Source organism: Corynebacterium canis (assembly GCF_030408595.1).
GTDB lineage: Bacteria > Actinomycetota > Actinomycetes > Mycobacteriales > Mycobacteriaceae > Corynebacterium > Corynebacterium canis.
In genome coordinates, this window is record NZ_CP047080.1 from 1,097,217 (window position 1) to 1,120,226 (window position 23,010).

The following is a 23,010-nucleotide window of genomic DNA, read 5'->3' on the forward strand; positions in this document are numbered from 1 at the left end:
TGATTTGGTAGTTTGTGTCATTCGGTTCAGTTTGTTTGCACAGGGGGTGATGCACGGGAGGGCGATCGTCTGGAGGTGTACTCGCGAGGTCTTATTGGAAAGCGATTTCAATATTGTACAATAGGGGGTGTTTCGGGGCTGCCTACACGCAGTTTTAGCTTAGTATAAGCTAACCTAACTTCGAATATTATTCCGCATTGGAAGGAAACTGTTGTTCCATGGAGCGTCGTCAATTTCTCAAGTTGCTTGCAACCGGTACCACCGTGGCCCTCGCCGGGTCTGTGTTTGCTGCGTGTTCGCAGCAGGACGCTGATAGTGATGCTGCCGCTAGCAATGAGGCGAAAACCACATTGCGCGTAGCGGCGATTGGTAATCCGGGTGATGAGTTGGATCCGTCGGCTGCTTCGGGCACGGCAACGTGGGCGGGGATTTACGCGATTTTTGAGTCGTTAGTGGTTACTGCCGCAACGGGGCCGAGTATGCAGTTGGCCACCACGGCGAAGCCGAATGATGATGCCACCGAATGGACTGTAACTTTGCGCGATGGCGCGAAGTTCTCGGATGGTTCCCCAGTGACCGCGAAGGATGTATTGGCGTCGTTGCGTTTTACTGCGGATTCGCAAAAGCTTGGCTCGCAATTGGCCAGCGTTGATTTGGACAAGAGCGAGGCGAAGGACGATAGCACTGTGGTTTTGGCGCTGTATCAGCCGCGCGCCGATTTTATTGAAAGCGTTTTGGCCAAATCGAGTTTGGTGTTTAAGGATGGGGATCCAGCAAAGGGGATTGGTTCGGGCCCTTATGTAAAGGAATCCGGTTCCGCCGCTGATGGCTGGTCGTTTATGGCGAATGAGCATTTTCCCAAGGATAAGCGCCTTTCGGAGATGCTCGAGGTGCGTGTGATTGCGGACGCGGATGCTCGTATTCGCGCCGTGAATTCGGGGGAAATTGATCTTGCATTGGATCTGCCGGTGGTGGCGGCTAAAACGTTGACCGGGGATACAGAGATTTGGTCCGCCGGCCCGTCGGATGCCAAGAACCTCGGCGTGTTCTTGAACACCGACGTGGCACCGTTTAATAATGTGGACGCCCGCAAAGCATTCAAACTGGCGATCGATCGCGAGAAGCTTGCCAAGACGCTGTTTGACGGCCACGGCCAACCCGGCGACGATTTGCCCGGTAAGGGCATGGACGGCTACCCCGAGAGCGTGCGGGCAAAGCGCGACGTCGCTAAGGCAAAGGAGTTGTTTGCGGCGGCCGGAATCACGGAGCTTACCCTGAGCACCGCCGATGTGAGCCCCGGGATGAACGATGCTGCGCACCTGATCGCCGAGCAATTGGATGAGGCGGGTGTGAAGCTTAAGGTAGATGAGCGCGATCCGGCCACCTACTACAACGATATCCCCGCGCTGATGAAGCTGCCGCTGTTCGCAACGTATTTGCAGAATTTCCCCACGGAGTACGGTCTGCAATTCACCTCCGGAACTAACGGTGTGTTCAATATGTCTGGCTGGGGCAAGAACGCCGAATGGGATGCCAAGCTTGCGGAGATCGGCGCCACGGTGGACGCGAAGGAACGCCAGAAGCTAGTTGATTCGCTGTCCAAGACCTATGCCGAAGAGGGCGGCACGGTGCTGTGGGGTGTGCAGGATACGCTGCATGGTCGGGTGAAGGGCACCCCGGATGTGATCATGTCCCAGGGCGCGCCGGTGTTTACCACCCCGTAGCGCGTCGTGCTACCTACCCCATTGCGTTCCGCCTTGCGCACCGTGCGACCAACCGCACTGGCTACCATGTTGCGCGCCATCCTGCGTCTGGCGGTGACGTTGCTTATCGCCGCTGTGTTCGTGTTTTTGGTCATGGATGCGCTGCCCGGCGACGTAGCCACCCAATCGCTCGGCCCGACCAGCCCAGAAGCCCTCGCGTCGCTGCGGGCGGAGCTGGGCCTGGATCGACCGGTGTGGGAGCGGCTCGGCCAGTGGCTGTTTGGCTTGGCCACTGGGGACTTGGGCACCTTGGCGCTTTCAGGCAAGCCATTGGCTTCGCTGGCCGCACCCGCCGTGCGCAATACGCTATTGTTGGCTGCGGTTACTGCGCCGATCGTGTTGTTGGTGGGCGTTGGCGGCGGCGTGTATGCGGGCAGCCGGCCGGGCTCGCGCCGCGATCGTGGCTGGTCAATGGCGGCACAGACGGTGATCGCGGTGCCGGATTTTGCGGTGGCTACGCTGCTGGTGGTGATTTTGGCCGCGAAGTTTCGGCTGGTGCCGCAAGTTTCTTTGGTGGCGCCGGGCCGTTCGCCGTTGGATAGTCCGAACATTTTGGTGATTCCGGCGTTGTCCCTCGGGCTGGCGGCGGGCGCATGGTTGTTGCGCATGGTGCGTTCCGTGGTTGCCGACGCCGCGGAGCTCCCGCATGTGCAAGCCGCCACGGGAGCGGGGGTCCATCCCGCGCGGGTCGTGATCGCTCATATTCTGCCGGTTGTTGCCGCCCCGATCGCACAATTGATCGTAGCGGTGGTGCCGTATTTATTGTCCGGTGCCGTGGTGGTGGAATCTGTGGTGGGCTATCCGGGGATTGGCGGTTTGCTTACCGGCTTGGTCGGCCAGCGTGAAACCACTGCGGTTGCGTCGTTGACGGTGGCGTTGGCGGCCGTGACGTTGGTGTTGTTTGCGTTGGCGGATACCCAAAGGAAGCGCTTGGTGGTGACCAAATGATTCGTGTTGGGGCGGCGTTCGTGTGGGCCGTGGCCGTTGTGTTGGCGGTGTTTGGCCCGCTGCTTGCGCCGGTTATTGGTTTGCCGTCGGCCACCGATATTTCCGCAACTCCATTCGAACCCGCATCTGGTGAACATGTGTTTGGCACGGACCGCCTCGGCCGAGATATTGCGGCCCGCATGCTCTCTGGGAATGCGGTGCTCGTGGTGGTGCCTTTGGTGGCGGCGTGCCTGGCTAGTGCCGCAGGCTTGGTGGTGGGTTCGCTGTATGTGATGGTGCCGCAATGGGCGCGCGGCGTGACGCGTACCCTGCTCGATGCGTTGCTGGTGGTCCCTCCGATTGTGATCATGCTTGCTATTGCGGCTTCGACGGGGTTGTCGGCGCCGTGGTTGATTGGCGCGAGCGTGGTGTTGGCGTTGCCCTTGTCGAGCCGGTTTTTCGAGGCGACCGCGCAGCGCGTGCTGGCCGCCGGTTTTATCGAACTCGCGCGTTGCCGTGGCGATGGTTGGGCGCGCATTGTGGTGCGCGAGGTCGCACCCGTTTTAGCACGTCCGTTCGCCACCGATGTGTCCTTGCGTTTCGTCGCCACTGTGTACCTTACGGCTACGGCGTCCTTCCTAGGTGCAGGCGTTGGGGATGGTAGCGATACGTGGGCCACGCTTATCCAATCCGGGTTATCTGGGGTGATGCTGAATCCGTGGGGCGTTGCCGCGCCTGCGCTGGCGATTATGGCATTGACCGTGCCGTTGAGCGTGCTGAGTTTTGGGGGCGGTGACGTATGATCGACGTCGCAAAGCTTTGTGTGCGTATCGACGCCGCGGGGGAGGCGTTATTCGAACACGTGAACCTCCGCGTGTCCCCCGGCGAAACTGTCGCACTTATGGGCGAATCTGGGGTGGGTAAGTCCACATTGGGTAGGGCCTTGGTGGGGCAGTTGCCGACGCGGTTGCGGGTGACGGAAGGCCGCGTGACGGTGGCGGGTTGCGAGCCATTGCACTTGCGCGGCAAGCGGCTGCGAGAGTTTCGCAAACGCGTTTCATATATTGATCAGGATCCGGGGGCGGCTTTGACGCCGCATTTCACGGTGCGTCGGCTGCTTGCGGAACGCGCCCAGGTCGATCCACAGCCCCTAGCCGCGTTTTTGGAGATCGAACACCTGATGGACGCCTATCCGGCGCAGCTTTCGGGCGGTCAGCGGCGTCGTGTCGCATTGGCCCGCGGGTTGGTGTCGCAGCCGGAGGCGGTGATTTTCGATGAGCCCACCGCCGGCCTCGACGCCGCCACATTAGAAAAGGTGTGCGCAGCGTTGGCGGAGCTGGAGGGCGCGGCAAAGTTGGTGATCACCCACGATTTGGAGTTCGCGCAGCGGGTGGCGGATCGCATTGTGCGCATCGGGCCGCCGCCGCAACGGGTGCCTAAGACGCGTGGCGAGGTGCCGGCAGTGGGCACTTCGGTGTTGCAGGTGCGCGGTTTGGATGCGGGACATGCTGGTCAGCCGCGTTCCCAACCCTTGGACGTCACAGTTCATGCGGGCGAAGTGGTGGCCTTGACGGGCCCTTCCGGCTGCGGCAAAACTACCTTGCTGCGCGCTATCCTGGGCCTGCACGTCCCGGATACCGGCAGTGTGGCGGTGCAGGGGGCCGTGCTCGCGCCCCAGCTTGCGCGGCGTTCTATCGCGCAGCGGCGTGGCATCGGTTGGGTGCCGCAGGATGCGGCGTTGAGTTTGAACCCGGCGCATAGCGTCGCCCGGATCCTGCGTCAGCCCGATATCGAGGTGTGCACCCGCCTGGGAATCGAACATTTATTGGATAGGCGCCCGGGTGAGTTGTCCGGTGGGCAGCGGCAGCGGGTGCTGTTTGCGGCGGCCATTGCGTTGCGTCCTCCCGTCTTGCTTTTGGACGAGGCTACCGCCGCGCTCGACCCCGATACCCGCGATTGCGTCCTCGGCGAGGTAGACCGTTTGTGCGAGGCCGGCACCGCGGTGCTGGCGGTGAGCCACGAGGACGCTATCTGCCAGTGGGCGGATCGTGTGATCGCACTTGAACCATCTTAAGGAGCCGAAAATATGACCGATAACGACGTAGTGTTTGATGTTGCCATCGTGGGCGGTGGCGCGGCCGGCCTGAGCGCAGCCCTCGTGTTGGGGCGCCAGCAGCGGCACGTGTTGTTGCTGGATTCCGGTGATCCCCGCAACGCCGCGTCCCCCGCGATCCATATGGTGTTGACGCGCGACGGCATTTCCCCTGACGAGTTTTTCCGGCTGGGTCGTGCGGAGCTTGATGAATTCCCAGGCGTTCAGCGCCGCAGCGCCGTGGTGGAACGTATTGGCGGACAGCAGGGCGCATTCGAAGTTACTTTCGCAGGCCGCACGGTGCGCGCGAAATATGTGTTGCTGGCCACCGGGCAGCACGACCAATTGGGTTCGCTGCCGGGGCTTTCGGAGCGCTGGGGCAGGGGCGTGTACCACTGCTCCTATTGCCATGGATTCGAATCTTTGGACGCCAAGATCGCGGTGCTTGCCGTGCGCCCGATGGACGCGATGATCGCACGCTACCTGCGCGATCGCTTTAGCCAGGACGTGGTGTTGTGCACGCAGGGCCTTGCGGTGGACCCGGTGCCCGGGGTGTCGCTTATCGACGTCCCCGTCACCCGCATTACCGGCGCCGAACCGGCGTTGCAGCTTCAGCTTGCCAATGGGGATACCTTGGAATGCAACCGTGTGTTCTATCGCCCGGATGCCACGCAGAGCAATCGATTGGCCGCGGACCTTGGTTGTGAGAGCAATGCGGATTGGGCTGCGGTGACGGTGGATGCGCAGCATCAGACGAGCGTGCCCGGGGTGTATGCCGTGGGGGATTGTGCTATGAACCGTGCGGCGCCCGTTCCATTGGGTTTCGTGGCGGCCGGCATGGGTGAGGGGCAGCGCGCCGCGATGTGGATCGACCAAGCGTTGTTTGCGGAAACGCTTTCGCACACCGGCTAGGGGGCGCGGACCCCGCTGACTTTGAGGATCACGATGTCCGGGTTCGTGCACGTGGTGGCCGTGAATGGCAGCAGGATCCAGCCGTGTTCCTCCGGCGGGTAGATCTTGAGGTTCACGGCGGTGTCGGTAGCCGAGCAGGTTTTCGGCTCGTAGGCGAGCGCGTTGAGGATGCGCAGCGTAAAGGCTGCGTTCCCTCCCGGGGGTAGCGTCACGGGGGTTCCGGGATCTCCGGATTCCCGCCCTGCGGGCGCTCCGAGTTGGTTTTCTTGGGCGTCCACGAGGGAGACCCCAGGGTATCCGGACAGCGAGCATTCGGAGTCCCCGGTGTTATTGAGCGTGATGGTGTAAAAGGTGCTTCCCGCCGCGCCTTCGCTATCGGAGGCTGTGGCGGATAGTTGTTCGGCGCTGCAATTGGCGGAGTTTCCCCGCGTGGTGTGCGAGTGTTGGGGCACGCTCGCTTGCGGGGTTTCTGATTGCGTGTTTGAGCTGGGTGGGGCGGTGGATTGGGGGCCACAGGCAGTGAGTGTCGTAGCCAACACAAGCATCGCCGTGTAACCAATGGGACGCATGTTGCTGATGTGATTGCTCATGCCTTTAGGGTAGACCCTGCAACCAGCGACGTATAGTAGAAGCCACGCGGGTGCCCAAAACGTTTGGGCTGAGATGCACTGTGCGAACCGTTTGAACCTGATCCGGTTGGTACCGGCGTAGGAAGAAAGGATTTTTGAATATGAACTACAAGTGGCGCGTCGTAGATATCGTGGTGGCGGCGGTGCTCGGGGTCGCGTGCGGGTTGATCTTCTGGGTGTGGAACTCGATCGGCTACGCGTGGTATTCGGCGGCGGATACGCTCACCCCAGGCTTTGGCGGTGTTGCAACAGGTGTTTGGTTCCTCGGTGGGGTGCTCGGTGGGCTGATCATTCGCAAGCCCGGCGCGGCCGTGTTTGTTGAGGTGATCGCGGCGCTGGTCTCCGCGCTGATCGGTAACCAATGGGGCATCGAAACCCTGTTTTCGGGCCTAGCACAGGGTCTTGGCGCCGAGCTCGTGCTCCTTGCGTTCGCGTATCGGCGCTTTGGCCCCGGCGTGGCGATGCTTGCCGGGGCTGCCGCGGGTGTGGGCGCCTGGCTGCTCGAACTGGTGATCTCCGCGAATTACGCCAAGGGCGCGGTGTTTAATGTGATCTACCTGATCACCTGCTCGCTGTCCGGGATCGTTCTGGCGGGCCTGCTGGCATTCGTACTGGTGCGCGCACTGGCCGCCACCGGCGCGCTGGATCGTTTCGCCGCCGGTAGGGAACAGCAGCAGCTGGTGTAATGGCGGGTAGTGAAGTCATCGCCAAGGGATTCGGTTGGCGGCATGCCGGACGCAAGCTCCCAGCGTTGCAAGGCCTTGACCTGCGCATCGAACCGGGGGAGCGCGTCCTATTGCTTGGCGAGTCCGGCTCCGGCAAATCCACCCTGCTAGCGGCCCTGGCCGGGGTGCTCGGGGATTCGGAAGACGGCGAACGCACCGGCAGCATTACGGTGAATCCGGGCCCAGTGGGCATGGTGCTGCAAAATCCGGATTCGCAAGTGATTTCTAGCCGCATTGGCGATGACGTCGCCTTTGGCTGCGAAAACCTATGCGTCCCGCGTGCGGAGATCTGGCCGCGTGTGGAGCACGCCCTGCGCACGGTCGGCCTGCATCTCCCGCTCGACCACCCCACGGCCGAGCTGTCCGGCGGGCAGAAGCAACGCCTCGCGCTGGCCGGGGTGTTGGCCATGCACGCCGGGCTGATTCTGCTGGACGAACCGACGGCAAACCTCGATCCGCGCGGCGTTGTCGAGGTTGTCGACGCCGTCCGTCACGCCGTCGAAAATACGGGCGCAACGTTGGTGGTGGTCGAACACAGGGTCGCACAGTGGATGGACCTGATTACCAGGGTGATCGTGATTGGCGATGGCCGCGTTATCGCCGACGGCCCGCCGGAGCTCGTGGCGGAATTGGAGCTGCCGGGGGTGTGGCTGCCCAATGCGCAGATGCCCGCGTGGCAGCGTCGCACGAGCGATACCCAGCTGCTTCGCGCGGAGGAACTGGTGGTCGGATATTCGAAACCGGTCGGGTCGCCACGCAACCTGAGCCTTCCTAAGGGCGCGGCGACGGTGATTACTGGGCCCAATGGTGCGGGGAAAACCACGCTGGCGCTGACGCTAGCTGGGCTTTTAAAACCCTTAGGAGGCCGCATCGCCGGTTTCGGCAGCGAGCCGCATACTTGGAAATCCCGCGCGCTCGCCCGTCGGATCGGATATGTGTTCCAAGATTCCGAACATCAATTTGTGGCGCGCACGGTGCTGGAAGAAATGCGGGTGGGCCCGCAGGTCATGGGCGTGGATGCGGAGGCGCGCATCGCCGAATTATTGCACCGGCTCCGATTAGAACACTTGGCCAGGGCGAACCCGTTTACGCTGTCCGGAGGGCAGCAGCGCAGGCTGTCCGTGGCCACGGCATTGGTCGCAGCCCCCGAGCTCCTGATTCTGGACGAACCCACGTTCGGTCAGGATCGGCGAACGTTTATTGAATTGGTGCAGATCCTGCGCGATTTAACCACCGAAGGCGTAACCATTTGCGCCATTTCGCACGACGAACTTTTCCTCGAAGCTATTGGCGATTACGAGGTGGCGCTGCAATGAAAACGCCCCCAACGCTCAACCCGGTGACCCGCATTTTGGGGCTGCTGATCGTGACCACGCCGCTGCTGCTGAGCGTGGATATCGTGTCTGCGGGGGTGTCGCTCGCGTGGACATTGTTGCTCGCCCCCTTGTTGGGGGTGGACTTGCGTACCGTCGCGCGCCGCAGCGTGCCGATCCTGGTGGCCGCCCCGCTTTCTGGCATTTCCATGGCGCTGTATGGCCGCCCGGAGGGCCGCGAATACGCCTCCTTTCTATTCGCTCATATCACCGATAATTCGCTCTCCCTTGCGATGGCGATCATGGTCCGCGTCTTGGCCGTAGGCATCCCGGTGGTGGTGCTGACGGCGCAGGTAGACCCCACCGATCTTGGCGACGGCGTAGCCCAACGCCTTAAGCTTCCCCCACGGTTCGTGGTGGGCGCGGTGGCGGGCGTGCGTTTGCTCAGCCTGTTTCGCCGCGATTGGGAGGCGATGGCGCGAGCGCGGCGGGCACGCGGCATCGCCGATCGAGGGCGTGTTCGACACGGAATGTCCATGGCATTCGGCCTTTTAGTGCTGGCGTTACGGCGCGGTTCCGCATTAGCGACCGCCATGGAGGCCCGGGGTTTCGGCTCCAACCAGCGCACTTGGGCTCGCGAGTCCATCATGACGCGTATCGACGCCGTGGTCCTCGCCGTCTGTTTCGGCGTCGCCGCATGCTCGATAGGGGTTTCGGTTGCCACGGGGGCCTTCCGGTTTTTGGGGGCCTAGGCGATGATCATTTTGATCGATGGGCCATCCGGTTCCGGCAAGACCACGCTGGCAAACCGGTTGGGTTTTATTCTGGGCTGGCCCGTGGTGCACCTCGACGATTTCTATCCCGGATGGTCGGGGTTGGCGGCGGGCCGCGATATGGTGGCCGGGGTGATCCTCGAACGCAGGTTTCAACGTTGGGACTGGGATCGGAATGCCCCGGGCGCTTGGGTGACGGTGCCCAGCGGAGACCTTATCGTGGAGGGGGTAGGTGCGGTAAGTGAGGCGTCGATACGCGCCGGGGGTAATGTAATGACAATCCTGGTAGAAGCGCCAGCTGACGTGCGGAAGGCGCGTGCGCTGAAACGTGACCCGGGATATGCGCCATATTGGGAGCAATGGGCAACGCAAGAACGCGAGCATTTCGCGCACCTACCCGACGTCGATATTACCCTCGGCGGATCGGGTGAGCTCGGCGGAGGTAGCTGAGGGAAAATCGCATTTCGGGGGTTCGCCAAGCCGTTTGAGGTGGGGAGGGAGTTTTCATGCGGTGGACTGCGGTGTTCGACGCGGCAGTGTAAGTTGCGCGATATTTTCTATTAGAAGAGATTTGTACAACAATAGGCAAATGAATGGCGTGCCTCATTCGGGGCGACGTCCATTGAGCTTTGTTCGTAGTTCAACCGACCAATCGATACCTTGTAAGGAGTTGCAGTGAACACATTTACCGCTGTAACCAACTCAGTCGGCGGGAGCCTTGGCTTATCCGCCCTCGTGGCTTGTATTCCGCTGCTGGCCTTCTTTATCATGCTGATCGGCGTGAAAGCCCGCGCGCACACCTCCGCCGCGGTGGCTACCGTCACCGCGATGATCGTGGCGATCGCGGGCTTTAATATGCCGGGCGAACTGGCGTTTATGTCCGTGGTGCGCGGCGGCATTTTTGGTTTCTTCCCCATCGTCTGGGTGATCGTGATGGCGATCTGGTTTTATCAGATCACCGTTGCCTCTGGGCGCTTTGAAGACCTCCGCAAAACTTTCGACAAGCTTGGCGAAGGCGATGTCCGCATTCAGGCCATCCTTATCGCTTTCTGTTTCGGTGGTTTGCTCGAAGCTCTCGCCGGTTTCGGTGCCCCCGTGGCGATCACCGCAACGATGATCTTGGCGCTGGGCGTGAAGCCCCTCAAGGCCGCCATCGTGGTGTTGCTGGCGAACACCGCCCCCGTGGCGTTCGGTGCCGTGGCTATCCCGATCACCACCGCTGGTGATGTCGGCGATCGTACCTTGGAGCAGACCCAGAACATCGCCGCGATCGTGGGCCACCAAGCCCCGCTGATCGCCCTGTTCGTCCCCGCTATCCTGCTGTTTATTCTCGACGGTATGCGCGGCGTGCGGGATGCCTGGGTTCCGGCCTTTGTCATTGGCATTTCGTTCGGCCTTGCGCAGTGGGCCACCTCGAACTTCTTTGCGTACCAGCTCACCGACGTCGTAGCCTGTATCGTTTCACTCGGCGTGGCGTTTATTTTCCTTCGCTTCTGGACGCCGCGCGGCGTCGACGAGATGCGTGCCCGCATGGACCTGCCGCCCGCCGCCCTCAACGAAGATCTTCCGGCGCGCCGCGTGTGGATGTCCCTGATGCCGTACCTGGTGGTCACCGTCGTTTTCGGCGTGGCCAACCTGGTGGATCCAGTCAAGGCGTTCCTGCAAAAGGCGAAGATCGTGATCGAGATGCCGCTGCTAAAGGAGCGTTTGGTTACCGCCTCCGGCGACCCAGTGAAGTCCGCCTACAACATGGAGCTGGTGTTCAACCCGGGTACCTTGTTGCTCATTTCCGGCCTTATCGTCGCCGTCGCATACATGATCTATAACGAGAACGGCCGGTACGCTCTGAGCCCAGCGGAGGTATGGAAAGAATTCCTCGGCACCTGGTACCGCATGCGGTGGTCTGCGGTCACCATCGTGCTGGTGCTGGGCTTGGCATATGTGATGAACTACTCCGGCCAGACCGTGGCCATCGGGCAATACGTCGCATCCCTCGGTGCGGTGTACGCCTTCCTCGCGCCGACGCTCGGCTGGGTCGGTACCGCCGTGACCGGTTCCGATACCTCGGCCAATGCGCTATTCAGTAAAATGCAGGTCACCGCAGCAGAACATGCCGGATTGAACCCGGATCTGATGCTTGCCGCCAATACCACCGGCGGTGTGGTGGGCAAGATGATCTCCCCGCAATCCTTGGCCATCGCGGCTACCGCCGTGGAGATGGAAGGCCGCGAATCGGACATCTTTAAGGCCGTCGTCGGCTGGTCCTTCGGCATGCTGATCGTGGTATGCTGCTTGGTCTTCCTCCAGACTAATGTGCTTTCCTTTATGGCGCCGTTCGTGCACTAGTTTGAACGACGGTTGCCTCGCCTAGGGGCCGATTCGAACGCCGATCCGCACGTTTGTGGGTCGGCGTTTCGCGATGTTGGGGCCGTGCGATGTGGGGTGTGTAGAGCTCTGGACTTGCCGCGTCAGATCTGCCTGAACCAGGGTCGCCCGCGGCGTTCATTTCGGGAAAGTTTGACCCTACTCGTGTGGGAACGCTCCGTCGGCCACTTTCTCTGATAGCTTGCGCGCAGCCGTTGACCTGCGATCGTCCTGAATTTCTTCATTGGGATGCCGAGCGAAGAATAAAAAGACGATTTGCAGCGTTTTTGGTCCAGATTCGTCCGGAATTTCTTCGTTAGGGGCCCCAATGAAGAATGGAAAGACCAGCCCCAGGTCGGCAGTTGCGCACAACCAATCGGCGACCTAGGCGTTGCGCACAACCTCCTGCCGCTGGGGTGACTTGGGGGCCGGAATCGGCCAATGATTCTCCGCGCTCAGGCAGATTCGACACGCCGGCCGCTGCGCGGCGGTGTTTCCGCAGGACGGGGAACTCGCCGTGTCAGATCTGCCTGAGGCAGATGTGGTGGGGCCGATGGCTCGGGAAAGTTTGAACCTACTCGTGCGGGAACGCTCCGTCGGCCACTTTCTCTGATAGCTTGCGCGCAGCCGTTGACCTGCGATCGTCCTGGATTTCTTCATTGGGATGCCGAACGAAGAATAAAAAGACGATTTGCAGCGTTTTTTGCCCAGATTCGTCCGGAATTTCTTCGTTAGGGGCCCCAATGAAGAATGGAAAGACCAGCCCCAGGTCGGCGGTTGCGCACAACCAATCGGCGACCTAGGCGTTGCGCACAACCCATCGACGACCTAGGCGGTGGCGCGCAACCTTTCGGTACTCGGACGCAACCCATCAGTGGGCGCGGTACACGGACGCAACCCATCGCCCAAAACAAACGTCCTGAAACCCTAGGTCCGCATCGCTCGCAACGCCGCGAAGCTGGTCAGCCGATAAGAGAAACGTGTGCTGCTATTCAAACAAACGTATGAAGGGGTAGGGCAGGGGGAGTCGGAATATATAACCAATCGGGTGATGCGCGCTACAAAAGTGTGATCTAGCCAGCTAGATCGATTTTTCTTCACATTCCGCCGGTGAAGCGAGTGTAATGTGGCTTTAGTTGGATTCATTATTTGACGCAGCTCACAGTTAGGATACGAGCATCCCTTATCCTCAAGGAGGTTCACTTGGCCATGAAAAGAATACTCGCATTCGCAGCGGCGGCCGCTCTGGCTTTCGGTCTCACTGCCTGCTCATCCGATAGCGGTTCCGGCGGCGGGGGCGGCGGCACCGACTACGTCACCGTCAACGGCAGCGAGCCCCAAAACCCCCTCGTACCGGGTAACACCAACGAGACCGGTGGCGGTTCGCTTCTCGACGTCCTGTTTGCCGGCCTTTCCTACTACGATACGGAAGGCAAGATCCACAACGAGCTAGCGGAGTCCATTGAAAAAGAGGGTGACACCACCTATCGCGTCACCTTGCAGGAAGGCAAAAAGTTCACCGACGGCACCACCGTCAAGGCCGAGAACTTTGTCAAGGCCTGGAACTACACGGTGGAGAATTCCCTGCTGATGGCGTCGTTCTTCGAGCCTATCAAGGGCTTTGAGGAAGGCAAGCCGCTGGAAGGCCTGAAGGTCATCGACGATAAGACCTTCACCATCGAGTTGGCACAGCCCGAGGCTGACTTCCCGCTGCGCCTAGGCTACGCCGCCTACTTCCCGCTTCCGGATGTCGCTTTCGAAGACATGGATGCCTTCGGCGAGAACCCGGTGGGCAATGGCCCCTACAAGTTGGCCGAGTGGAACCATAACCAGGACGCCATCTTGGAGCCGAACCCCGATTATGACGGCCCCCGCAAGGCCAAGAACGACGGCGTGAAGTTTATTTTCTACCCGAACTTTGATGCCGCCTATGCTGATCTGTTGGCCGGCAACCTTGACGTGCTGGACACCATTCCGGACTCCGCCTTCGCCAATTACGAGCAAGAGCTCGGTGACCGCCAAGTGAACCAGGCTTCCGCCGTGTTCCAGTCCTTTACCATTCCGGAAAAGCTGGAGCATTTCTCCGGCGCGGAAGGTGAGCTGCGTCGCGCCGCCATCTCGATGGCCATTGACCGTGATTCCGTCACCGATAAGATCTTCAAGGGCACCCGCACCCCGGCAACCGACTTCACCTCGCCCGCGATTGATGGTCATTCCGAAAGCCTCAAGGGCGCGGATGTGCTGGAGTACAACCCGGAAAAGGCCAAGGAGCTGTGGGCCAAGGCTGACGCCATGAACAAGTTCACCGGTGAGTTCACCATCGCCTATAACGCTGACGGTGGGCACCAGTCCTGGGTGGACGCGGTGACCAATAACATCAAGAACACCCTTGGCATCGAGGCCGTTGGCAAACCGTACCCGGACTTTAAGTCCTTGCGCGATGAGATCACCAACCGCACGATTAGCTCCGCGTTCCGCACCGGTTGGCAGGCCGACTACCCGAGCTTGGGTAACTTCCTTTCCCCGATCTACGCTACCAATGCCAGCAGCAACGACGGTGACTACTCCAACCCAGAGTTCGACGCCATGCTGAAGAAGGCCGCAGCCGCCGACGATGTTGAGGAATCCCTCAAGCTGTACAACGAAGCGCAGGAGATCCTGCTCAAGGATCTGCCGGTGATTCCGCTGTGGTATTCCAATGTGACCGCAGGTTGGTCCGAAAACGTGGACAATGTTGCATTCAACTGGAAGTCCCGCGCCGAACTTCACCTGGTTACGAAGAAGTAGTTCGGTGATCGCCGTTTGACCATTCCGCAGCCCTGGCCGCATCGCGTGCCGGGGCGTTTGGCGTTCACTACGCTAACCCCGCTTATCACAAGTTCGTAAGGAATCCCTTTATGCTGCGCTATGTCGGGCGTCGCTTGCTTCAAATGATTCCGGTCTTTTTCGGAGCAACCCTACTCATTTACGCCTTTGTATTCCTGATGCCTGGCGACCCTGTCCAGGCGCTCGGCGGTGAACGCGGACTGAGCGAAGCCGCTGCAGCCCGCATCCGGAGCCAATACAATCTGGATAAGCCTTTTCTGATTCAGTATCTGCTGTATATCAAAGGCATCTTCGTATTGGACTTCGGCACCACTTTTTCCGGTCGGCCGGTCGCTGAAGTTATGGCGAACGCATTCCCCGTAACAATCAAACTCGCCGTAATGGCGCTGGTATTCGAAACCCTGCTTGGTGTTGGGTTTGGTTTCCTTGCGGGCATTCGCAAGGGCGGCATCTTCGACTCCACCGTGCTGGTGCTGTCGCTGATCGTGATCGCCGTCCCCTCCTTTGTTATCGGTTTTGTGTTCCAATTCGTGGTCGGGGTGAAGCTGAAGTGGCTTCCCGTGACCGTGGGCAGCAACGTGTCCTTTACGTCGCTGCTCATGCCGGCAATCGTGCTCGGCGCGGTGTCATTCGCCTATGTGCTGCGGCTTACCCGCCAGTCCGTGAGTGAAAACCTCACCGCCGATTATGTGCGCACGGCCCGCGCCAAGGGCCTGTCCAATGGCACGGTGCTTACCCGCCATGTGCTCCGCAACTCGCTGATCCCCGTGGCCACGTACCTCGGCGCCGACCTTGGCGCCCTGATGAGCGGCGCGATTGTCACCGAGGGCATCTTTGGCATCAACGGTGTCGGTGGCACGATGTACCAAGCCATTTTGAAGGGCGAGCCCGCCACCGTGGTGTCGTTTACCACCGCGCTGGTGGTCGTGTACATCATTGCAAACCTGCTCGTTGACATGATCTACGCACTTCTCGACCCAAGGATCCGCTATGCCTGAGAAGAAGATTTATCCTGGACAAGAACACTACGTCGCGGAAACAGACGAAACCGGTCTGGGTGCCGTCGACGCGGTTGCCGACGAATCGGCACCCACCTCAGTGTGGGGCGAAGCATGGCGTTACCTGCGCCATCGGCCCCTGTTTTGGGTCTCGGCAACGCTGATCCTGATCGCCGTGCTGCTGGCGCTCGTGCCGCAATTATTTACCAGCACCGACCCGCGCCTGTGCGAGCTTACCCGCTCCCTAGACAACCCCACGGAAGGTCACCCCTTTGGTTTTGACCGCCAAGGTTGCGATATTTACGCCCGCACCATTTACGGGGCGCGCGCTTCCGTGGTCGTCGGCGTGCTCACCACCCTGGTCGTCGTAGTAATTGGCGTGGTCATTGGCGCCCTGGCCGGCTACTTCGGCGGAATTATCGACGCCGTGCTCTCCCGCATCACCGACATCTTCTACGCCATTCCACTGGTGCTGGCCGCCATCGTGGTCATGCAGATGTTTAAAGAACACCGCACGATTATCACGGTGGTGCTCGTGCTGGGCCTATTCGGCTGGACCAATATCGCCCGTATTACCCGCGGTGCGGTGCTGAGTGTGAAGAACGAGGAGTATGTTACGGCGGCGCGGGCGGTCGGGGCGTCGAAAAGCGCTATCCTGCTGACGCACGTGCTGTCGAACGCCGCGGCACCCATCATCGTGTACGCAACGGTGGCGCTGGGTACCTTTATCGTCGTGGAAGCAACCCTATCCTTCCTGGGTATCGGCCTGCCGACGACCATCGTGTCCTGGGGCGGCGACATCGCCAAAGCGCAAGGCTCGCTACGCACGCAGCCAATGGTGCTGTTCTACCCGGCGACAGCGCTGGCGCTCACAGTGCTGAGCTTCATCATGATGGGCGACGTCGTCCGGGACGCGCTGGACCCGAAGTCGAGGAAACGATAACCATGGAACCATTACTCGAAATGAAGGACCTGAAAATCTCCTTCACCTCATCCACCGGCACCGTCGACGCCGTCCGCGGCATCAATATGACGATCTACCCCGGGCAATCCGTGGCTATCGTAGGGGAATCCGGATCCGGCAAATCCACCGCCGCCATGTCCATCATCGGACTGCTGCCCGGCACCGGCAAAGTCACCGGCGGGCAAATCCTCTTCCAGGGCAAAGACCTGACCAAGCTTTCCGAAAAGCAAATGCAGGCCTACCGCGGCTCCGAAATCGGCCTGGTGCCGCAGGACCCCATGAGCAACCTCAACCCGGTGTGGAGCATCGGCACCCAAGTCAAGGAATCCCTGCGCGCAAACAACGTGGTGCCCAAAAGCGAAGCCGACAAACGCGTCGCCCAATTGCTTGAAGACGCCGGGCTCCCCGACGCCGAACGGCGCGCCAAGCAATACCCGCACGAATTCTCCGGCGGTATGCGGCAGCGCGCGTTGATCGGCATCGGCCTGGCCGCCAAGCCAAAGCTGCTGATCGCCGACGAACCCACCTCGGCGCTGGATGTGACCGTGCAACGCCGCATCCTGGATCACCTGCAAAGCCTCACCGACGACCTGGGCACCGCAGTGCTATTTATCACCCACGACCTGGGGCTGGCGGCCGAACGCGCCTCCCACCTCGTGGTGATGCACCGCGGGCGGATCGTGGAATCCGGGCCCTCGCTGGAAATCCTCCGCCACCCGCAGCATCCTTACACCCAACGCCTAGTCAAGGCGGCACCCTCGCTGGCCTCCGCGCGAATCCGGCTGGCCAAGGAAAAAGGCATCGAGAGCCAGGAATTGCTCACCGCGGATACCGACACGGACGGCGAGGAAGTCATCCGCGTGGAAAACCTGACCAAGGTGTTTGATATCCGCGGGGCGAAAGGGGCCAAGAAACACTTCAAAGCAGTGGACGACGTCTCCTTTACACTCCGGCGCGGCACCACGCTCGCGCTGGTGGGGGAATCCGGGTCCGGGAAATCCACCGTGGCCAATATCGTGCTGAACCTGCTCGACCCGACCAGCGGGAAGGTGTACTACAAGGGCACTGACCTATCCAAGCTGGGGCGCGAAGACCTGTTCCGCATGCGGCGCAAACTCCAAGTGGTGTTCCAAAACCCCTACGGTTCGCTCGACCCCACGTACTCCATTTACCGGTGCATCGAGGAACCCCTCGCCGTGCACAAGGTGGGAAACCGCGCCGAGCGGGAAAAACGCGTGGCCGAACTACTGGACATGGTGGCTATGCCACGGTCCACCATGCGCCGATACCCCAACGAGCTCTCCGGCGGGCAGCGGCAACGCATCGCCGTGGCGCGCGCATTGGCGCTGGACCCAGAGGTGATCGTCCTTGACGAGGCCGTTTCCGCCCTCGACGTGCTGGTGCAAAACCAAATCCTGCGGCTGCTCGCCGGGCTGCAAGAAGAACTCAACTTGAGCTACCTGTTTATCACCCACGACCTCGCGGTGGTCCGCCAAACCGCCGACGACGTAGTGGTGATGAAACAAGGCCAAGTGGTGGAAGCCGGCACCACCGACGAAGTCTTTGAGAACCCGCAACAGGCGTACACGCGGGACCTCATCGAATCCGTTCCGGGCCTCGGCATCGAGCTGGGTACCGGGGTGTAGATTCTGCCGGGTCGGGCTGGGCCGGTGCTGTGTGGGTTGCTGCTCAACCGGCCCGGATACCAGCCGGTGTGTTTTTCATTTTCCGCGCACAGCTTGAACCTTTCGAACCACCAGGCCCTGTCGGATCTGCCTGAGGTGTCTGCCGTGTCAGATGTGCCTGGTTTTCTTGCCGTGTCAGATGTGCCTGAGGCAGATTCGTCGCGGCCGTATTTCCCCAGGAAAACTCGGCTCAAAAATCAGGCAGATCCGGCGGAGCCAGGCAGATGTGACAGGGTCGGACAGCGGCCAGGCAGATTGTACGTGGCTGGTGAGTGCGGGCTTCGGTGGTTCACAATCGATGTGATTCCAACGTGTTCGAGTCGGCCGTGACCTATTGCGTGCAGCCGTGCGCTGCCCCTGCGGCATGGGCGGGGGTTTGGTGTGGAGGATCTGCCTGCATTTCTTGCCATGCCAGATGTGCCTGAGGCAGATATAACACGGCCGTTTCATGTTCCTGCGGAAACGCCATCGCGCGACGACCGGCGTGTCGAATCTGCCTGACCGGGATTTGTGGGCCGATTTCGGCCCCCAACACGCGACATCACCTGGCGTGGTGGTGAGGATCTGCCTGCCTGTCCACAGTGTCAGATCTGCCTGCGGTGCCTGCCGTGTCAGATGTGCCTGAGGCAGATTCGTCGCGGCCGCGTTTCCCCAGGAAAACTTGGCCTAAAAATCAGGCAGATCCGGCACAGCCAGGCAGATGTGACGAGGCAGGACCGCAGTCAGGCAGATTTGACGTGGCCGGGGAAAAGGGGGCGCTTCAGCTACGGGCAGTTGCGGGGTGCTGCGGGCAGGCGGCAGTGGCGCGGCTGGCGCGGCGTGAGAATGGGCCGGGGTGCGCCGGGTTTCGGGCTCACCGAACAGTGTTGAGCTTCACCGTGCCGGTTGTGGGGTGCTGCGGGCAGACGGAAGTAACGGGGTGTGGTGGGCGCGCAGCAATAGGGCAGGTCGGCGACTAGGCCCAGGTGTTGGGGTGCAGCGAGTGATCGCCGCGAGGATTCGGCCGTTAAGATTCGGCGTCAGGATTTGGTGTTTGGTTTCGGCCGGTTATGTTTTGGGGGTTGTGTGTTGGTTTCGGCGCGGTGGATGGCGCGGCGCAGGGTGGTGATGAGTTCGCGGGGTTTTTGCAGTAGCCCGTGGGTGATACGTAGTGGTTCCCACCCGAGTTCGCGTAGCCGGATCAACACTTTGGCGTCGTAGTCGCGTTGGCTGCGTTGGAGGTGGTGGGCACCGTCGTAGAACAAACCAACACGAATATCGGGCCAGCCGGAATCAAGCACGGTCAGCAGGGGTGTGCCGTCGTCTGCCAGCGCACCGGAGTCATAGATCGGGATTTGTACCTCCAGGTGTTGGCGAAGCTGCTCGGCAATCAACCGCAACACGGTTTCCGGGGGCGACTGGGCCCCAGAGTGGGACAGGTTCAGCAGTTTTTTGAGCTGGCGGGCGCTGAAAATATTGCGGGCGATGTCACGCACCAGCTGGAAGTTTAGGGTGGTGCATGCGCGCAGCGCGTCGATGAGCTGGATGGCGCGGACTTCCCAGTTAGCAAGGTTGGGTACTTGGTAGACCCACCAGGAGTGGCGGTCGCGCTGCAGATCAATCAGGCAATCCACCAACGCGTATTCGGGGGCGACGACCTGCATGCCGGGTAGTTCCTGATCCGGTGTCCACACCCTGGTGCCTGGTCGCAGTCTGCGGCGGGTGGCGTCGAACACGCTGTGGCTGCGTTGGAAATTACTGGCCACATGCACGGTGATGTGGGCATCATCCACCCAATAGGTCAAACCGGCATAAGCTGCGGCGGCCCAGCCGCCGATAATGACATTCGGGGTTTGGGTGAAATGCGCCCGAGCCCGCAGCATGATCGGGGCGGCAAACCCGAGGCGTTGCGGGTGATACCGCGAACCCCACTCCACCTCCCGGCTCGCACGGCAATACCCACGCGGCATGGCAAGCCTGCGAGTGATGTTGATGAAAGAGGTATCAAGCAATTTGGTGCGACGCTGAAACAAACCCATAGCACCAGTGATAACCCCAAAACAGCACAAAACCTAGGGGTTTCCTAAACACACCCCACCAACCTGTGGATAACCCCAAACTATCCACAGGCACGTAGGGTTTCAGCGGCCACAAGGTAGCGCCCAGCACGGCGAACGGGTACAATGCCGATTGCCGCAGTGGGGGCGGTGTACTTGTTCGTTCAAACAGGGCCCGTGAATAATCTCCTTGGCGTGTCGAATCTGCCTGACCAGGGTTTCGGGGGCTGGTTCGCTGATGGGTCGTGCGCGAATAGTTGGGGCTGGGCGCAACGTATCGACGCTGGGGAAGGCGGGGCGCGGCCCACCGACGCTGGGGAAGACAGGGCGGGAGCACAGCAAAATGCGCGGCGATGTCGACGGGGTTTGCCGCCGATTCGCCGCGCCGAAGCCGGTCTAGCTTAGTGGATTGGCCTATACGCTGCTGAACTGGTAGTTGATAATCGAATCGATGTAGGAGCTGCCGGTCACAGGCCCCGTTGCGGGTGCCTGGGTGGGGTGTTGAACGGCGTCGACAAGCGGGGCGGGGGCGCCGGATTGTGCGGGTACGCCTACGCCTGTTTGTCGCTGAATCCAGTCCAAGTGCTCGGCGACTGGGACGTACCAAGCCACGGTGCCGGCGGGGTTATTGCCTTGGTTCGAATACGCGGTCACGCCGGCAAGTTGGCCGTTGACTAGGAACGGGCCGCCCGAATCGCCATGGGTGATGCGGCCGCGGTCAATCCACGCCTCCAAAAGGTGCTGGTCGGGGGTTGCGCCCGGGACGTTAAACACGCGGCGCTGGATCGTGGCGTCTGCCGCCTGCGGCTGCAGGAAATGATGCTGGGCTACGCCGCCCCAGCCTTCCACCACGCCAACGGTGCCGGGGGCCAAGTGCGCGCCGGAAATAGCTACCGGGGCCGCGCCGACGGGGGCGTCGAGCTCAATGACGGCGAGTTCCACCGATGGGTGCATATACACGTTCGTGGCGTGGCGGATCTCATTGTTTACGGAAATCGAATTAGCATCGCCTTTACCCACGCAGTGCTTTGCGGACAGCACCCAGGTCGGGCTGATCAGCGTACCGCTGCAGCTCATGTCGCCCAAGATCACCCGGGAAGCGGTGCCTCCCGGCCTGCCGCCGACTATGGCCTCAGCCGGGGCGGCAACGGCGGTTAAGCTTCCGAAGATAGCGAGGGCGGCGACGAGACGCGAAAATTTCATTGGCACAGCCTTAGAGAATTGGGGAATTCGGATTGATAGTATAACTTGGTAGCGAAAGCGATGAGAAAAAGGGGGGAATTATAAGATTTCTTGGATTACTTCGGCAGGTCGCGCAATTCGCGCACCCTTCTCGGTGACTACGAGAGGACGTTCGATAAGAATGGGGTGCTCGGCCATTGCGGCAACTAGCTGGTTCTCAGGGGTTTCTGGGCTTAATCCGAGTTCTTTGTATAGTGGCTCTCCCGTTCGAATTGCTTGGTGTGCGGAAAGCTGCGCCGAATTAAGTAGCGCGGCAAGAGTCTGGGCGGTGGGGGCATTTTCCAGATACTCAATAACGGTGGGTTCGATATTGTGTTCGTGCAGAAAACTGAGTGCTGCGCGGGATTTAGAGCACGCCGGGTTGTGGTAGATAGTTACGTCCATGTCACTCGATGCTAGTGAGTTTAACGCGTTCCGCCCACGTGAGGTCGATGCCACGCGAAGACAGCCATACCGAAACATTGTCCCCATGGCGCGTAATCCCCTCCACCGCGGCTAGCGTCGCCTCGATGGCCTTTTCCGCGTCCTCGGCGGAGAGGATGCCGGCGGCGGTAGCGGCGGAAAGCTCATCAATATCCCAGACATCCACCGGTTTCCCAATATTGCAAATCAGATCCACATAGAGGTCTCGGGTGCGCCACATAGCGCCCTCTTTGGTGATATCTACAACATCTGCATAAAAATCTTGCTCCCGCTCCGCCCCCTCGCGGTAGTGGAAAATATTGATGCGCAGCCGCAACGAAGGGATAAGCCACGATTCTAGGTAGCCGAATTCGGGGTGGTCCGCCCCGCGGGCCATATAAAGCCCGAAGTCGGTTTCCTGGTAGGTATCCACCGCGCGGTGGAAACCCTTTGGATCGATGTTGATCCTTGCCTCGGTATCAAAGGTTTCCTGCTTGACTGGGTGTAGGTCGACCATTGTGGATCCTTAAACTGTGAACATTCCTGCGGTTGGGATGAAATTGCACATGTGTCCTTCGGTGGAAACCCCGCCGATGGCGATTGCTACGACTGTTCCGCGCCCCGTGTTTGCCACCCCGCTGACCGTTGCTGGGCCCTCGGCATTGATGCCTTGGGCGCTCAGCTTGGTGGCACCAAAGCGCAGGTTATTTACGTTGAGCCAATGAATGGTCATGCCCTCGTGGTTCGGGTCGGCAGGCCCGGTACCCAGCGCCGTAAATACGAATGCGGATTGATTTTCTGGCACCCCGGGGACGGGGAGCGCGGCCGGCCCCGGCACGGCAATCACGGTGCCGGTGGCGCGGTGTTCGCCCGCGATGCACCGATCCGCGGTGGTAGGCCAGAGGAATTGGGAGAACCTTGGGGCGTCCTCAGGAAGAGCGACGCCGCCCCCACTGGAACCTTCAAAAAAGGTAATAGCCGCTTCAAGCGTGTCTCTGGCGGGAGCCGGAAGCCACGGGGTATCCGATAAACCGCGCAACTGGTCGAGGGTGCCCGCAGATGGGCGCCCCAAGTGGTCAAAGGAGAGCGGAATTACCCCTGGCTCGGCGGAAGCTGCAGGTGGGGAGGCGAATCCCGGGCTGCATGCGATACCGATTGCGGCTAGAACCGCTGCCAGACGCCTCATTCCGTAACTCACAAAGACCTTCCCATTAGTCACACCAGTTTACTTTAATTTACTTCCGCCACAGACCTTAGTGTAGTGAACATATAAGCACCAGCCACACGCAGCTCTATAGAACAAGTCGTACATGCTGTGGGCATTGTTACGCTAGTATTAAAATATTCGCGTCCCCTGGG

20 protein-coding genes and 1 riboswitch are annotated in these 23,010 nt (G+C 60.8%); of the genes, 14 read left to right on the forward strand and 6 right to left on the reverse strand.

Annotated features, from left to right (window positions below):
* Positions 1-218 precede the first annotated feature (218 nt).
* The 5 genes from CCANI_RS04870 to CCANI_RS04890 are packed head-to-tail and all read left to right on the forward strand — an operon-like array spanning position 219 to position 5,694.
* Complete coding sequence (locus tag CCANI_RS04870; RefSeq protein ID WP_146324491.1) at positions 219-1,724, forward strand: ABC transporter substrate-binding protein; 1,506 nt, start codon at positions 219-221, stop codon at positions 1,722-1,724.
* Between the two features lie 42 nt (positions 1,725-1,766).
* Complete coding sequence (locus tag CCANI_RS04875; RefSeq protein ID WP_146324492.1) at positions 1,767-2,711, forward strand: ABC transporter permease; 945 nt, start codon at positions 1,767-1,769, stop codon at positions 2,709-2,711.
* Positions 2,708-3,493, forward strand: coding sequence for an ABC transporter permease (locus CCANI_RS04880; RefSeq protein ID WP_146324493.1), 786 nt, complete (start codon positions 2,708-2,710; stop codon positions 3,491-3,493). The genes CCANI_RS04875 and CCANI_RS04880 overlap by 4 nt, the downstream gene beginning before the upstream one ends.
* On the forward strand, positions 3,490-4,764 hold the full coding sequence (locus tag CCANI_RS04885) for an ABC transporter ATP-binding protein (protein ID WP_146324494.1): 1,275 nt from the start codon (positions 3,490-3,492) through the stop codon (positions 4,762-4,764). Before CCANI_RS04880 ends, CCANI_RS04885 begins: the two co-directional genes overlap by 4 nt.
* A 12-nt stretch (positions 4,765-4,776) precedes the next feature.
* Positions 4,777-5,694 (forward strand): NAD(P)/FAD-dependent oxidoreductase, encoded by a 918-nt coding sequence (locus tag CCANI_RS04890; RefSeq protein WP_146324495.1) that lies wholly within the window; start codon positions 4,777-4,779, stop codon positions 5,692-5,694.
* Here CCANI_RS04890 and CCANI_RS04895 read toward each other — a convergent pair.
* On the reverse strand, positions 5,691-6,284 hold the full coding sequence (locus CCANI_RS04895) for a DUF4232 domain-containing protein (RefSeq protein WP_146324496.1): 594 nt from the start codon (positions 6,282-6,284) through the stop codon (positions 5,691-5,693). The genes CCANI_RS04890 and CCANI_RS04895 overlap by 4 nt on opposite strands.
* A gap of 36 nt (positions 6,285-6,320) precedes the next feature.
* Positions 6,321-6,425: riboswitch (TPP riboswitch) on the forward strand.
* Between CCANI_RS04895 and CCANI_RS04900 the strand changes: the two genes are divergently transcribed.
* From CCANI_RS04900 to CCANI_RS04940, 9 genes are all read left to right on the forward strand, one after another.
* On the forward strand, positions 6,425-7,009 hold the full coding sequence (locus tag CCANI_RS04900) for an ECF transporter S component (protein ID WP_146324497.1): 585 nt from the start codon (positions 6,425-6,427) through the stop codon (positions 7,007-7,009). It overlaps the preceding riboswitch by 1 nt.
* Positions 7,009-8,364, forward strand: coding sequence for an ABC transporter ATP-binding protein (locus CCANI_RS04905; protein WP_146324498.1), 1,356 nt, complete (start codon positions 7,009-7,011; stop codon positions 8,362-8,364). The genes CCANI_RS04900 and CCANI_RS04905 overlap by 1 nt, the downstream gene beginning before the upstream one ends.
* A complete protein-coding gene (locus CCANI_RS04910) occupies positions 8,361-9,113 on the forward strand; it encodes an energy-coupling factor transporter transmembrane component T family protein (protein ID WP_146324499.1) in 753 nt (250 codons plus the stop codon). The genes CCANI_RS04905 and CCANI_RS04910 overlap by 4 nt, the downstream gene beginning before the upstream one ends.
* Positions 9,114-9,116: 3 nt before the next feature.
* The gene (locus CCANI_RS04915; protein WP_146324500.1) at positions 9,117-9,584 is read left to right on the forward strand and encodes a nucleoside/nucleotide kinase family protein; all 468 of its coding nucleotides are present in this window, start codon (positions 9,117-9,119) and stop codon (positions 9,582-9,584) included.
* A 225-nt stretch (positions 9,585-9,809) separates the two neighbouring features.
* A complete protein-coding gene (locus CCANI_RS04920; protein ID WP_146324501.1) occupies positions 9,810-11,480 on the forward strand; it encodes an L-lactate permease in 1,671 nt (556 codons plus the stop codon).
* Between the two features lie 1,221 nt (positions 11,481-12,701).
* Positions 12,702-14,285, forward strand: a complete 1,584-nt coding sequence (locus CCANI_RS04925) for a peptide ABC transporter substrate-binding protein (protein WP_146324502.1) — start codon at positions 12,702-12,704, stop codon at positions 14,283-14,285.
* Positions 14,286-14,395: 110 nt separating this feature from the next.
* The gene (locus CCANI_RS04930; RefSeq protein ID WP_146324503.1) at positions 14,396-15,322 is read left to right on the forward strand and encodes an ABC transporter permease; all 927 of its coding nucleotides are present in this window, start codon (positions 14,396-14,398) and stop codon (positions 15,320-15,322) included.
* The gene (locus CCANI_RS04935) at positions 15,315-16,265 is read left to right on the forward strand and encodes an ABC transporter permease (RefSeq protein ID WP_146324504.1); all 951 of its coding nucleotides are present in this window, start codon (positions 15,315-15,317) and stop codon (positions 16,263-16,265) included. The genes CCANI_RS04930 and CCANI_RS04935 overlap by 8 nt, the downstream gene beginning before the upstream one ends.
* A 2-nt stretch (positions 16,266-16,267) precedes the next feature.
* Complete coding sequence (locus CCANI_RS04940) at positions 16,268-17,932, forward strand: ABC transporter ATP-binding protein (RefSeq protein ID WP_146324505.1); 1,665 nt, start codon at positions 16,268-16,270, stop codon at positions 17,930-17,932.
* Between the two features lie 1,058 nt (positions 17,933-18,990).
* Here the strand turns inward: CCANI_RS04940 and CCANI_RS04945 are convergent.
* From CCANI_RS04945 to CCANI_RS04965, 5 genes are all read right to left on the reverse strand, one after another.
* Entirely contained in the window at positions 18,991-19,989 is a 999-nt protein-coding gene (locus CCANI_RS04945) for a putative endonuclease domain-containing protein (RefSeq protein WP_146324506.1), read from the reverse strand.
* 432 nt (positions 19,990-20,421) lie between these two features.
* On the reverse strand, positions 20,422-21,210 hold the full coding sequence (locus CCANI_RS04950) for a trypsin-like serine protease (RefSeq protein WP_146324507.1): 789 nt from the start codon (positions 21,208-21,210) through the stop codon (positions 20,422-20,424).
* 78 nt (positions 21,211-21,288) lie between these two features.
* Positions 21,289-21,633 carry an arsenate reductase (glutaredoxin) gene (gene arsC, locus CCANI_RS04955; protein ID WP_146324508.1) on the reverse strand — a complete coding sequence of 115 codons (345 nt, stop codon included), beginning with the start codon at positions 21,631-21,633 and terminating at the stop codon, positions 21,289-21,291.
* 1 nt (position 21,634) lies between these two features.
* On the reverse strand, positions 21,635-22,168 hold the full coding sequence (locus CCANI_RS04960) for a ribonuclease FAU-1 family protein (protein WP_146324509.1): 534 nt from the start codon (positions 22,166-22,168) through the stop codon (positions 21,635-21,637).
* A gap of 9 nt (positions 22,169-22,177) precedes the next feature.
* On the reverse strand, positions 22,178-22,870 hold the full coding sequence (locus CCANI_RS04965; protein ID WP_146324510.1) for an Rv1157c family protein: 693 nt from the start codon (positions 22,868-22,870) through the stop codon (positions 22,178-22,180).
* Positions 22,871-23,010: the final 140 nt, after the last annotated feature.